The organism is Pseudomonas sp. PSE1(2024), assembly GCF_050990555.1.
GTDB lineage: Bacteria > Pseudomonadota > Gammaproteobacteria > Pseudomonadales > Pseudomonadaceae > Aquipseudomonas > Aquipseudomonas aphyarum.
The window spans coordinates 4,818,561-4,831,841 of record NZ_CP158967.1; the positions used below are offsets into that span (position 1 = coordinate 4,818,561).

General features: G+C 61.6%; 12 protein-coding genes. 5 read left to right on the forward strand and 7 right to left on the reverse strand.

Going from position 1 to position 13,281, the window contains the following annotated elements:
• The first annotated feature begins 126 nt into the window (after nt 1-126).
• Nucleotides 127-729: a Yip1 family protein gene (locus ABTV87_RS21865; protein ID WP_007957761.1), complete on the forward strand. Its 603-nt coding sequence runs from the start codon at nt 127-129 to the stop codon at nt 727-729.
• 159 nt (nt 730-888) lie between these two features.
• Nucleotides 889-1,383 (forward strand): SprT family zinc-dependent metalloprotease, encoded by a 495-nt coding sequence (locus tag ABTV87_RS21870; RefSeq protein ID WP_007957760.1) that lies wholly within the window; start codon nt 889-891, stop codon nt 1,381-1,383.
• 110 nt (nt 1,384-1,493) lie between these two features.
• On the opposite strand, the gene ABTV87_RS21875 is transcribed toward ABTV87_RS21870, so the two are convergent.
• Together ABTV87_RS21875 and ABTV87_RS21880 are read right to left on the reverse strand one after the other, a co-directional pair.
• Nucleotides 1,494-2,675, reverse strand: a complete 1,182-nt coding sequence (locus ABTV87_RS21875) for a CaiB/BaiF CoA transferase family protein (protein WP_221533760.1) — start codon at nt 2,673-2,675, stop codon at nt 1,494-1,496.
• Nucleotides 2,676-2,820: 145 nt separating this feature from the next.
• Nucleotides 2,821-4,155: a dicarboxylate/amino acid:cation symporter gene (locus ABTV87_RS21880; protein WP_085607405.1), complete on the reverse strand. Its 1,335-nt coding sequence runs from the start codon at nt 4,153-4,155 to the stop codon at nt 2,821-2,823.
• A gap of 353 nt (nt 4,156-4,508) precedes the next feature.
• Between ABTV87_RS21880 and ABTV87_RS21885 the strand changes: the two genes are divergently transcribed.
• A complete protein-coding gene (locus ABTV87_RS21885; protein WP_221533759.1) occupies nt 4,509-5,507 on the forward strand; it encodes an AraC family transcriptional regulator in 999 nt (332 codons plus the stop codon).
• Nucleotides 5,508-5,511: 4 nt separating this feature from the next.
• On the opposite strand, the gene ABTV87_RS21890 is transcribed toward ABTV87_RS21885, so the two are convergent.
• The 3 genes from ABTV87_RS21890 to ABTV87_RS21900 form a co-directional block, all read right to left on the reverse strand.
• Nucleotides 5,512-6,858, reverse strand: a complete 1,347-nt coding sequence (locus ABTV87_RS21890; protein ID WP_085607411.1) for an ATP-binding protein — start codon at nt 6,856-6,858, stop codon at nt 5,512-5,514.
• Complete coding sequence (locus ABTV87_RS21895; RefSeq protein WP_011335499.1) at nt 6,855-7,532, reverse strand: response regulator transcription factor; 678 nt, start codon at nt 7,530-7,532, stop codon at nt 6,855-6,857. Before ABTV87_RS21895 ends, ABTV87_RS21890 begins: the two co-directional genes overlap by 4 nt.
• Nucleotides 7,533-7,683: 151 nt before the next feature.
• The gene (locus ABTV87_RS21900) at nt 7,684-8,289 is read right to left on the reverse strand and encodes a hypothetical protein (RefSeq protein WP_007957751.1); all 606 of its coding nucleotides are present in this window, start codon (nt 8,287-8,289) and stop codon (nt 7,684-7,686) included.
• Nucleotides 8,290-8,429: 140 nt separating this feature from the next.
• Here ABTV87_RS21900 and ABTV87_RS21905 point away from each other — a divergent pair, with 140 nt between their 5' ends.
• Nucleotides 8,430-9,221: a dienelactone hydrolase family protein gene (locus tag ABTV87_RS21905; protein ID WP_433898347.1), complete on the forward strand. Its 792-nt coding sequence runs from the start codon at nt 8,430-8,432 to the stop codon at nt 9,219-9,221.
• A gap of 167 nt (nt 9,222-9,388) precedes the next feature.
• Nucleotides 9,389-10,114 (forward strand): 4'-phosphopantetheinyl transferase family protein, encoded by a 726-nt coding sequence (locus ABTV87_RS21910; protein WP_433898348.1) that lies wholly within the window; start codon nt 9,389-9,391, stop codon nt 10,112-10,114.
• Nucleotides 10,115-10,229: 115 nt separating this feature from the next.
• Here the strand turns inward: ABTV87_RS21910 and ABTV87_RS21915 are convergent, their stop codons facing one another.
• Nucleotides 10,230-11,840 (reverse strand): ATP-binding protein, encoded by a 1,611-nt coding sequence (locus ABTV87_RS21915; protein ID WP_433898349.1) that lies wholly within the window; start codon nt 11,838-11,840, stop codon nt 10,230-10,232.
• On the reverse strand, nt 11,837-12,559 hold the full coding sequence (locus ABTV87_RS21920; RefSeq protein ID WP_085745108.1) for a response regulator: 723 nt from the start codon (nt 12,557-12,559) through the stop codon (nt 11,837-11,839). The genes ABTV87_RS21915 and ABTV87_RS21920 overlap by 4 nt, the downstream gene beginning before the upstream one ends.
• Nucleotides 12,560-13,281 lie beyond the last annotated feature (722 nt).

Genomic DNA, 13,281 nt, shown 5'->3' on the forward strand with positions numbered 1-13,281 from the left:
CGGTTAAGACCTTTCTATACTGCGACATAAGGTCGCACACAATCTGAAGACCTGTATTTGCTCGGCCGCATTGGCCCGTAGGCGCTCCGCTGGGGGGCGATGGCAATAACGAGAGGAGTGACTGGCATGATCCATCACGTAGTGGGACTTTTTACCCACCCCGATCAGGAATGGAAGGAAATCCGTGGCGACCAGGAAGAAAGCATCAGCCACATGTACCTGACGCACACGCTGATTCTGGCGGCGATCCCCGCTGTTTCGGCATTTATCGGCACGACTCAGGTCGGCTGGGTGATCGGCAACCGCGCACCGGTGATGCTCACCGTCGAAAGCGCGTTGTGGATGACGATCATGTCTTATCTGGCAATGCTCGGCGGGGTCGCGGTCATGGGTGCCTTCGTGCACTGGATGGCCCGCACTTATGACGCCAACCCGAGCCTGGCCCGTTGCGTGGCATTTGCCACCTACACCGCGACACCGTTGTTCGTCGGCGGGCTGGCGGCGCTCTATCCGCACATGTGGCTGGGGATGATCGTCGGCACGGCGGCCATCTGCTACACGGTGTACCTGTTGTATGTGGGGCTGCCGACCTTCATGAACATTCCGTCCGACGAGGGTTTCCTGTTTTCCAGCTCGGTACTGGCGGTGGGTCTGGTGGTGCTGGTCGCCATCATGGCGTTTACCGTGATTGTCTGGGGTCTGGGCGTGGGGCCCGTCTACACGAATTAGATAGCCGCAAGGCCGAGAAGAACAAGATCCGCCAACACAGGCCGCCGCGAGGCGGCCTTCTCGTGCCGGTTGAAAAAGAGCGACGACCATTCGGCAGCTCGACGATTCGCAACGTCCCGGCGTTGCGGCATACTCGACGCCTCTGGAGATCCATCAAGCATGCCCGAGCAACTCAATACCCGCGTCGAAGACTGTTTCCAACTCGCTGAATCCTTTTTCAAACGTCCCTTCAAACGCCCCGTGGTGAGCCTCAAGCTGCGCGGGCAAAAAGCCGGGGTCGCGCATCTGCACGAGAACCTGCTGCGCTTCAATCCGCAGCTGTACCGGGAAAACACCGAACATTTCCTCAAGCAGACCGTGGCCCACGAAGTCGCGCACCTGATCGCCCATCAACTCTTCGGCGACCGCATCCAGCCCCACGGCGAGGAGTGGCAACTGATCATGCGCGGCGTTTACGAATTGCCGCCGGACCGTTGCCATACCTATGAAGTCAAACGGCGCAGCGTGACCCGCTACATCTATAAATGCCCGTGTGCGGATAGCGATTTTCCGTTTTCGGCCCAGCGCCATAGCCTGGTCAGGCAGGGGCGGCGCTATCTGTGCCGCCGATGCCGCAACACATTGGTGTTCAGTGGCGAGATGCGGGTCGAGTAAGTCCCCATCTCGTTCCCACGCTCTGCGTGGGAATGTATCCCGTGACGCTCTGCGTCACAGTGGACGCGGAGCGTCCATGGCGGCATTCCCACGCAGAGCGTGGGAACGAGTTACAAAACCACTTTCGCGGCACGCAGCTCGGCAATTCGCTCAGGGCTCAACCCCAACTCCGCCAACACCTGATCCGTATGCTGCCCCAGCGCCGCGCCAACATGTCGCGGCGCCGGCAACGCTTCGGAAAACTTCAGCGGGCAAGCGATCTGCGCCTGCGCCGAGCCATCCCCACGCGGCACTTGCGTCACCAGTTCCCGCGCCTGCAATTGCGGATGCCGCACAGCCTCGCCCAGGTTCAACACCGGTTCGACACAGGCATCGATCCCGGCGAACAGCTCGCACAATTCGCCAAAATCATGCTTCTCGAACTCGACCTTCAAGGCGTCCTTGAGCGCCCGCTGTTGCTCGGGTCTGGGTGACAAGCCCTGCGCCGCCAGTTCCGGCCGACCCAGCGCCGCACACAGTTGCTGCATAAAGGCCGGTTCCAGACTGCCCACCGACATCCAGCGCCCGTCGCGGGAGCGGTAGTAATCGTAGAAGCTGCCGCCATTGAGCATCTGCTCTTCCCAGCCCGGCTCCTCGCCACAGGCCAGATACCCGGCACCGGCCATGGCATTCAGGCTGAATGCACAGTCGGTCATGCTCACGTCCAGATGGGTGCCCTGCCCGGTCTGCTGGCGGGAAATCACCGCCGCCAACAGGCCGATCACCCCGTGCAACGAGCCACCCGCGATATCCGCCACCTGCATGCCCAGCGGCAACGGCCCGCTGTCGGCGCGCCCGGTGTAGCTGGAGAGCCCGGCCAGCGCCAGATAGTTGATGTCGTGGCCGGCGCGATCCTTGTACGGTCCGGTCTGACCGTAACCGGTGATCGACACATAAATCAGCTTCGGATTGATCGCCTTCAGCGCCTCGTAACCCAACCCCAGCCGCTCCATCACACCGGGGCGAAACTGTTCCAGCACGATGTCGTAATCCGCCAGCAATTGCTTGACCAGCTCCAGCGCCTCGGGCCGCTTGAGGTCCAGCGCCAGACTGCGTTTATTGCGATTGAGATAAGCGTGACTGGCCGAGACGCCGTGATCGTGCGGCGGCAACACCCGCAACAGGTCGAGACGGGTCGGCGATTCGATGCGCAGCACTTCGGCGCCCATGTCCGCCAGCAGCAGCGAGGCGAACGGCCCCGGCAGCAGGGTCGAGAAATCCAGAATCTTCAGTGAGGCCAGCGGTGCAGACATGGGCGATCTCCATCAACGATGCATGCAGCCTAGGCAGCCAGCGGCGATGGGGCAATTACCGGATCCATCAGTTGCGCTGACCGTTGCGCTCAAACAGCAGGCAAGAAAAAACCCGCCGAAGCGGGTTTTTCCATTCAAGCGATGCTTACTTCACATTGCTCGGGGTCGGGCCTTCGGCCACGCCCAGGTCATCTTCTTCACGCTCGTCGGAGATACCGCGACCGCCCGAGGCCAGCTCGGATTGCAGCACATCGGTGTCCAGCTCCTTGACCCACTTGGCCACAACGATGGTGGCAACGGCGTTGCCGACCAGGTTGGTCAGGGCACGGGCTTCGGACATGAAGCGGTCGATACCCAGGATCAGTGCCAGACCGGCCACCGGCAGGTGACCTACGGCCGACAGGGTGGCCGCCAGTACGATGAAGCCCGAACCGGTCACACCGGCTGCGCCTTTGGAGGACAGCAGCAGCACCAGCAGCAGGGTGATCTGATGGGTGATGTCCATGTGGGTGTCGGTCGCCTGAGCGATGAACACGGCCGCCATGGTCAGGTAGATCGAAGTACCGTCGAGGTTGAACGAGTAGCCGGTCGGGATGACCAGACCCACCACCGATTTCTTCGCGCCCAGACGCTCCATCTTGATCAGCATGCGTGGCAGCGCCGATTCGGACGAGGACGTACCCAGTACGATCAACAGTTCTTCACGGATGTAGCGCACCAGCTTCAGTACGCTGAAACCGTGGGCCCGGCAGATCCCGCCCAGGACCACCAGCACGAACAGGATGCAGGTGATGTAGAAGCAGATCATCAACTGGCCCAACTGCACCAGCGAGCCGACACCGTAGGCACCGATGGTGAAGGCCATGGCACCCAGCGCACCCAGCGGCGCCAGTTTCATGATCATGTTGATGATGTTGAACATGACATGGGCGAAACGATCGATCAGGTCCAGCAGCGGACGACCGTACGAACCCAGGCGATGCAGTGCATAGCCGAAGATCACCGAGAACATCAACACTTGCAGAATGTCACCGGTGGCAAACGCGCCGACGATGGTGTTCGGGATCACGTTGAGGAGGAAGCCAACGATGCTCTGGTCTTTACTGGCCGTCACATAGGTGGCGATTTTCGAGGCGTCCAGGGTGGTGACGTCGATGTGCATGCCGGCGCCCGGCTGCACAACGTTGACCACGACCAGACCGATCAGCAGGGCAATGGTAGAAACGATTTCGAAGTACAGCAGCGCGTAGCCGCCGGTCTTGCCCACGGATTTCATGTTCTGCATGCCGGCGATGCCGCTGACAACGGTACAGAAGATGATCGGCGCAATGACCATTTTGATCAGTTTGATGAACCCGTCACCCAGTGGCTTGAGCGCCACACCGGTCTGAGGGTAGAAGTGACCGAGCAGGATGCCGATGGCGATTGCGACGATCACCTGGAAATACAGGGATTTGTACAGTGGCTGACGAGTCGTCATTGCAAAGTTCCTCAAGAGTCCCGCGTGGCAACATCCATCTGTTGTACGCGACACTTGAATTGCGAACCCTCCTGCACTGGAGGGATTTGTTGTGTCGAACGGCGCTTTTCCGGACCGGCTCGGCGCACGCTTCTGTCGCTCTTATCGCAAACGTCGTGCCACTTTGGTGCAAATCGCTGCAAGCCTTTTGATATCAGGGGATACGGCTTTTTCCGTGTCACCGTTCGGTTACTCAAGTGTGGCGGATTTCCGCCAACTCGCCCGACCTCGTCCTACAATTTGGCGGAAATCCGCCTTGTTACCGATCAAAGGCAGCCGCTACCATCGGTCGCCAGAGGAAGGATCTGCCGCTCATGCGCGAACGCACCATCGCCAGTCACTTTGCCCGCGCCGCCCTCGGTGGCGCGCGGCGCTCGGGTTACGACTATTCGGACCTGCTGCAGCAACTGGGCATCAGCCCCGAACTGCTTGACGAGCCGCGCGCGCGGATCGCCCCGGAGCAATTCACCCAACTGATCCAGAACCTGTGGCTGGCCCTGGACGACGAATACCTGGGTTTTGGCAACGCTCCGAGCAAACCCGGCAGCTTCGCCATGATGTGCCATGCCATCATTCATTGCCGCAGCCTGGAGAAGGCTCTGCAACGCGGCTTATTGTTTTATAGCCTATTCCCCGAAGCCCCGCGCCTGACCCTGACCCATGAAGACGAATGGGTGCGCCTGAGCCTCGACGATGCGCAATTGTGGGACCCGGATCACTTTCTCAGCGAGAGCCTGCTGGTGATCTGGCATCGCCTCGGCAGCTGGCTGATCGGCCAGCGGATTCGCTTGGAACAGGCCAGCTTCAGCTACCCGAAACCGGCGCACGGGGCGGAATACGACCTGCTGTTTTCCTGTCCGCTGGAATTTTCTGCAAAGCAAAGCAGCCTGGTATTTCACAGCCGTTATCTGCACATGCCGCTGTTGCAGGACGAACGCACCCTCAAGCACTTCCTCGAACGTTCCCCCGCCGACCTGCTGTCCCGTCCGGACGACGGCAACAGCCTGAGCAGCCGGCTACGTCGTTTGCTTAGTCATGACAGCGCACGCTGGCCGGACCTGGAAGCGGTGGCCGCGCACCTGCACATCAGCCCGCAAACCCTGCGCCGGCATTTGCGCGAGGAAGGCACCAGTTTTCAGGAATTGAAGGATCAGCTGCGGCGGGACATCGCGATTTATCACCTGGGGCGGGCCGATCTGTCGTTGCAACAGATCGCCGAACAGCTCGGGTTCTCCGAGCCGTCGGCGTTTCATCGAGCGTTCAAGAAATGGACGGGGCTGACGCCGGGGGCTTATCGGGCGCAGGAGCAGTAGACCGTCACACCGCCGGAAAATGAATTCTGAACGCCGCCCCGCCCATCGGCGAATCCCCCAAAGTCAGCTTGGCGCTGTAGCTCTCGATGATGTCCTTGACCACTGCCAGCCCGATGCCCTGCCCCGGGTGCTGGCGGTCGAGGCGTTCGCCGCGTTCGAGAATCCGTGCGCGCTGATCCGGTGGTACGCCGGGGCCGTCGTCTTCGATGCACAGTTCAATTCCGTCCAGGCCTTCGCGCACGCTGATGCGCACTTCGCCCAGGCACAGGCGATAGGCGTTTTCCAGCAGGTTGCCCATCATTTCCAGCAAGGCGCCCTGCTCGATCGGCACGTAACAGTGCTCCGGCAGATCGAAGGCGACGCGCACGTGTTTGTCGCGGTAAACCTTGTCCAGCGTGTCGCACAGGCTTTGCAGCACCGGGCGCAGGCGTACCTGATGGCGCACCAGACCGCTTTTGCGCAGGCTGGCGCGCTGTAACTGGTAGCCGATCTGCTGGCTCATGCGTTCGATCTGGGTTTGCAGCACCCAGGCTTGATCGCGGTCTTCGGGGCGCTGGGCCATGTCTTCGCTGACGCCTTGCAATACCGCCAGCGGGGTTTTCAGGCTGTGGGCCAGATCGTCGAGGGAGTCGCGGTAACGGCTGCGCTGCTGGCGCTCGCTGTGCAGCAGGCGGTTGAGGGAACCGGTCAGGCGCAACAGTTCACGCGGGTGCTGTTCGCTGAGGCTTTCGAGGGTTCCGCCTTCGATTTCGTCGAGTTCCTGGCTGAGCCGGCGCAAGGCTTTCAGGCCCCAGGTCAGGCCGATCCACAGCAGCGCCAGCAGCACCAGCAACGCCGCACCGAAACCGAGGTAGAGATTTTCCCGCAGGCCTTCGAGGGTGGTTTCGTATTCGCGCACCGGTTGCAGGGCCACGATACTGAAGGCTGCGCTTTTGCCGCCGAGCAGTTTGACTTCGACGTCATAGACGAAGAATTCCTGCCCGTTGGCTTCGCGGATCCGCGCGAACTCGTTGCCGAGGCCGTCGTAGCGCGGCGTGTAGTTGATCTTCTCTTCCTGGGTGCCCTTCGAGCGCCAGACCAGATGCCCTTCGCGGTCATAGATGTAGCCGAGCAGGCGATTGTCCGTGAGGTTGAAGCGCTCGTCGGGCAACTGTGCCGGCATCATCAAGCGGTTGTTTTCAACCCGCGCGGCGGAGATCAGCGTGGTGACGTCGGACGCCAGCCGCTGCTCGATCGAGTCCTGCAACGCCAGGCTGAACGCGCCCTGCATCGCCGGGAGCAACGCGAGCATGAACAACACCGCCAGGGTGGTGGCGGCGAGCATCAGCCGGACGCGAAGGGAACGGATCAAGTGCAGCGCTCATTGAACAGGTAGCCGAGGCCGCGCACGGTGTCGATCGGCTTGAACCCGGCCGGGCCTTCGAGCTTGCGGCGCAGACGGCCGACCAGCACTTCGATCACGTTCGGATCGCGCTCGTCGTCATCCGGGTACAGCTGCTCCATCAACCGATCCTTGGGCACCACCTGCTGGTGATGGCGCATGAGGTATTCGAGGATCCGGTACTCGTAGGCGGTCAGCGCCAGCGGTTGCTCGTCGAGGGTCGCCTGCTTGCGATTGAGGTCCAGCAACAGCGGGCCGGCGACGATGGTCGACTGGGTAAAACCGCTGGAGCGGCGCAGCAAGGCATTGAGCCGCGCTTCGAGTTCTTCGAACTGGAACGGTTTGACCAGATAATCGTCAGCCCCGGCTGCCAGACCTTCGACCTTGTCCTGCCAGTTGCCGCGCGCGGTGAGGATCAGGATCGGAAACGTCTTGCCGCCCGAGCGCAGCTGGCGGATCAGATCAAGGCCACTCATGCCCGGCAGGCCAAGGTCGATCACCGCCAGGTCAAAGTTGAATTGCCCGGTCTGGTACAACGCCTCTTCGGCATTGGCCACGGACTCGACCACGTGACCGCTCTCCGTCAGGCGGGTTTGCAGGTGATGGCGCAACAGCGCTTCATCTTCGACGACCAACAGTTTCATAACCTTCTCCCGGGTAAAACGAAATCTCCAGACAACCACCTGTGGGAGCGGGCTTGCTCGCGAAGGCGATGTATCAGCCAACATTGTTGTCGACTGACAGACCGCTTTCGCGAGCAAGCCCGCTCCCACAGGGGCTAGTGCAAGCCGTGCTTTAGAAAGCGTAGTTGGCCGACAGGTAAGTCTGGGCGCTGCTGGTCAAATCCAGCGAGCCTTGCTTGCTGCCGCCGCTCTCTTTCATCTCGGTGCTGGCGTTGCTGCGCAGGTAACGGTAACCGAGTTCTACCGAGGTGTTCTGCGAGACTTGCTGCAGCACACCGAACTGGCCGCCGACGGCGTAACCGATGTCACTGTCGCGGCTGTAGCTTGGCGAATCCTGGGTCAACTTGGTCAGACCGGCCGTGGCGCCACCGAACAGCTTGGTGCTGCTGCCCACCGGGTAGAACAGATCGTAGCTGCCCAGCAGGTTTTCCTGGCGCAGTTTAATGCCATTGTGCGAGCCGGACACGTTGTCGTAGGTGGCGTAGTAGCGACCCTGGCTGTTTTGCTGACCCAGGCGCAGGCCGTAGGTGTTGTTGCCGTCGATGGCCGCCGTGGCGTCCGGGTGGCCGAGGTTGTCGTTCAGGGCGTTGGATTTCTTGATCTTGTCGCTGGTCTGGCCGAAGGTCAGGCCGGCGAAGTTGGTGGTGGTGTCGGCATGGGCAGCGATGCTTGCGCTCATGACGGTGAAAGCCAGCAGCAGTTTGTTCAAACGAGTCATTGAGTGTTCCTCAGTTGTGCTCTTCGGGTATGGCGCAAGGTTACTGACCCTCCCCTGTACCGCCCCTGAACGCTCTCTGAACCTCGCCTGAATGAAATGAACTAGGCTGTTTTGACCCCTTATTGTCCGGAGACCCGATCATGCGCCTGCTTCTAACCCTCGCCCTCCTTGTCTTCAGCGGCCTCAGCCAGGCTGCGATCAAGACCGAGGAAATTCCCTATCAGAGTGCCGACGGCACGAAGCTGATCGGTTACTACGCCTACGACGACGCGATCAAGGGCCCGCGCCCCGGCGTGGTGGTGGTGCATGAATGGTGGGGCCTGAACGACTACGCCAAGCGCCGCGCCCGGGATCTCGCCGGGCTCGGTTACAGCGCGCTCGCCATCGACATGTACGGTGAAGGCAAGAACACCGAGCACCCGAAAGACGCGATGGCGTTCATGCAAGCCGCCACGCAGAACGCCGATGCGGCCAGCAAACGCTTTCAGGCCGGGCTGGATCTGTTGAAGAAACAGCCGCAGACCGACAAGGATAAAATCGCCGCCATCGGTTACTGCTTCGGCGGTGGCGTGGTGCTGAATGCGGCACGTCAGGGTGTGCCGCTGGCCGGCGTGGTGAGTTTTCACGGTGCGCTGGCCACCAAGACTCCGGCTACGCCGGGCAGCGTGAAGGCGAAAGTCCTCGTCGAACACGGCGCGCTGGACAGCATGGTCACCCCGGACAACGTCACGGCGTTCAAGTCGGAAATGGACAAGGCCGGCGCCGACTATCAATTCGTCAGCCTCGACGGTGCCAAGCACGGGTTCAGCAATCCTGACGCGGATCGCTTGAGCCACGGCGATCACGGTGGCCCGGATATCGGCTACAACAAGGCTGCCGATGAAAAATCCTGGGGGGACATGCAGGCGTTCTTGAAGAAGATTTTCGGCTGAACCCCTGTTGCTGATCGTTCCCACGCTCCGCGTGGGAATGCATACAGTGACGCTCTGCGTCACACGGCGAAGGGACGCGGAGCGTCCCGGGCTGCATTCCCACGCAGAGCGTGGGAACGATCATGTCGGCACTATCCAGCCCGAAGACAACCCGGCAAAATGCCGACATGACTGCCAGCCCTTTCCTCCCCGCCTGCTGTACCCCGCTCGATGCCCATTGGCCGCTGCCGACGGTGTTGCCCGACACCGTGTTTCTGAGCACCCATTTCGATCCTTCGCAATTGCTCGGCGATGACTTCCGGCGCAGCGCCATCGAGCCGCCGCCGAGCATTCAGCGTTCGGTGGCCAAGCGGCAGGCGGAATTCCTCGCCGGGCGAATTTGCGCCCGGGCGGCGTTGCAGCAGTTGGAAGGCTCGAGCACTGTTCCGGCGATCGGCGAGGATCGCGCGCCCATTTGGCCGGCGCACATCTGCGGCTCGATCACCCACAGCACCGGCCGTGCGGCAGCGATTGTCGCCAACAAACAGCACTGGCGCGGGCTGGGCATGGATCTGGAAAACCTGCTCAACGCCGAACGCGCCGAGCGGCTGGCCGGAGAAATCCTGACCCCGCCGGAAATGCAGCGCATGGCCGCCGGTTCCCGGGATCAGATCGCGCTCTGGGTGACCCTGACCTTTTCGGTGAAAGAAAGCCTGTTCAAGGCGCTGTACCCGATCGTGCAGCAGCGCTTCTACTTCGAACACGCCGAGGTGCTGGAGTGGAATGAACAGGGTCAGGTACGGCTGCGGTTGCTGACGGACCTGTCCAGCGAATGGCGCAACGGCACGGAGCTCGATGCGCAATTCGGCGTGCAGGACGGGCAGTTGCTGAGTCTGGTCAGCATTCCTGCCTGAAGGTTTGTACTGTTTGGAATGGCCCTATCGCGAGCAAGCTCGCTCCCACAGGTCTGCGCGCTTGCGGGTGGGAGCGAGCTTGCTCGCGAATGGGTCAGCATTGAGCAATGCGAGATCAGCGCCGCTCCTGACTCCTCGGCCAGCTCAGGCTGAAGCACGCTCCGCCCAGACTCTTGCTCTTGCCGATCAGCGCCCGGCCATCGTGCCAGTGGATGATCCGCCGCACGATCGACAGGCCCAGCCCGTGCCCGCCGGACGCCCGGGTGCGACTGTCGTCGAGACGGAGGAACGGCGTGAAGATTTTCTCCCAGGCGGTTTCCGGCACGCCGGGGCCGTCGTCCTCGACATCTACCCGACAGCGCATCTGCCCGACCTGATAACTGACCGTGACCTTCGAGCGCGCATGGCGCATGGCGTTGCTCACCAGATTCTGCAGGGCCCGATGCAGATAACGCGGCTCGGCCTCGACCCAGGCGTCATCGCAATCCGCCGCCGACAGGCACAGACCGCGCTGCACCGTGACTTCGGCGCGCAGAGGCGCCAGCTCTTCGATCACCTGATTGACCAGTGCATCCAGATCGATGCGCTGGAAGGTCAGCGCCGGCGAGCCCTGCTCCAGCCGGGCGTACGTGAGCATTTCATCAACGAGCTTGTCGAGGTCCTCGATGTCGTGGTCCATGCCCTCGCGGTATTTTTCCAGCGCCTGCGGGGTGGTGGCCGAGCCGATCATCTCCAGACCGAAACGCAGGCGCGCCACCGGCGTGCGCAATTCGTGGGACACCGCGCGCACCAGTTCACGCTGGATCGCGAGCAACTGCTGCAAGTGCTCGGCCATGCCGTTGAACGCCGCCGCCAGCTTGCCCACCGAGTCGGCACCACGGGCCGGCACCCGGGTTTCCAGGCTGCCTTTGGCGATGCGCGTGGCGGCGGCTTCGAGCCCGCGCAAACGCCGTTCGAGCTGACGCACCAATAGATAGACAATCAGGCCGATCAGAGTCAGGCCGAGGGCGGCGATCAGCACCAGCCATTCCGGCGGGTACGGGTTCATCTGATACAGCGGCCCGATTTCCAGCACCCACGGCGTGCCGACCATGCCGGCGAACACCCGGATCGAATCGCCGCCCTTGCCCAGCGCCATCACCGTATCGCCCTCGGACACCCGACGGCTCTGGTCTTCGTCCATGTCGGCATCGCTGACCGTGACCAGCCGCAAATCGAAGCCGAAGCCTTTGTCTTCTTTCAACTGCGCCAGTCGTTTGGGCTGCTCGCCCACGGGCACCCGCACCAGTTCATCGGCCAACAGGTAAATGGTCGCCCGGGCCAGCTGCTCGCTGATCTGCTGCACCTCGCCTACCAGCACCAGTTGATCCTTGTCGCTGACCAGCCGATAGACCTTGGCCGCGTGCGGGCCGGTCTGTTCGACCAGCGCCTGGCCGCGCTGCACCCGGGTGCGCTGGGTCAGGTCGAGATCGGTCTGGGCAAAGGTCTTCAGCGCCAGCGGAATCCCGAGCAGGCGCTCCCACACCAGCAAGGCGCGATGACGCTCGGTTTCGTTCATCGGTTGCAGGTTGTCGGCCATCAGCGAAAACGTGCCGTGGGCCAGACGCTCGCGGTATTGCTCGCTGCGCACCTGGTTGAGCAGGTGCAGCGCCAGCACGCCGAGCACCGCCACCAGAATCAGCGCCGCGCACATGCCGCCATAGATGCGCAGGAAGATCGAATTCACAGCGGCAGTTCTACGCAGGCTTCCGGCACGAACAGATAACCTTTGCTGCGCACGGTCTTGATCAGGCGCGGGTGATCGGGGTCATCGCCGATTTTCGGGCGGATGCGCGAGATGCGTACATCGATCGAGCGATCCTGGCCGTCGTAACCGATGCCGCGCAGTGCGGTGAAGATTTCTTCCCGGGACAGGATCCGTCCGGCGTTGGACACCAACAGCCAGAGCAGATCGAATTCGGCGCTGGTCAGCTCGATGCCACTGTCGCTGAGCCAGGCTTCGCGCAACGCGTTGTCCACCACCAGCGGGCCGAATTGCAGCCGACGCGGATTGCCGGCCGGCGCCTCCGGTGTGTCACTGCGTCGCAGCAGCGCCTGGATACGCGCCAGCAACAGTCGCGGGCGCACCGGTTTGCAGACATAGTCGTCGGCGCCGAGATCCAGGCCGAGGATCTGGTCGGCGTCATCGGTGCGCGCGGTGAGCATCAGGATCGGCCCGTCGTAACGGTCACGGACCTTGCGGCAGATGCTCAGGCCGTCTTCGCCGGGGAGCATCAGGTCGAGGATCACCAGGTCCGGCTGTTCCTTGATGATCCGCGCCGCCGCCAGCGCCCCGTTGCCTTCGATCTCCACGCGCAATCCGTTGGCTTGCAGGTATTCACGGGTCAGTTCGGCCAGACGCTGGTCGTCCTCGACTATCAATACCTGCCAGGCTTCTTGCTCCACGGGTGACCTCTGCTTGCCGATGCTGCTTATAAAGGAAGGATCCTCCCGTCTTTTTGTCATCTTTTAGGAGGATAAGAATGCGTGCGCATGGGCCGATTGTATAAACGGCGTACAGCCAGAACACAAGTCGGTAAATGCGTTCGGACAAGGCGGATTTTTGTGATAGGGTTCGCGCCCTCAAAATTCCGCCGCAGCATTTTTTTGCGGTAGAAAACAGTGACAAACGGTCTAGCTCAGCAGGTTCGCGGCCTACACGTGAATTCGACATTTCGCACACAATTTACGCACAGGGTTATCCACAGGCTGTCCGTTGCAATCCTCCCCCAAAACGCATTATCTTGTAGCCCGCGCTTGAAAAAACCCTACATGTAGGGGTTGAGGCCAAAAAACCAAACACAAACCGGACAGTGAATTCAAGGCTTTTTATTGCCATTGTCGGGTTGAACCAAACGTATTTTCAGAAACCCAAACCGCGCCTGCGGATGGCTACCGTTTTTCAGCCGATCACGGCGTAAACGGTACGGGTGTTGCAGTCCCAAACTGCTCCCCGAAAGGAATGCGGTTTCACGCGTATCGCGCGAACCGAAGACTTCGGCATGGAAGCGGCGCCCACAAGCCCCCCTTCCTGAACTGTCCCGAAGTCGTTACCCGGCAACTGCCGGTTGTAGTGCTTCAGGACGGAACGGTGGGCACCGTGATGGTGCCCAAACAAACATAGAGAA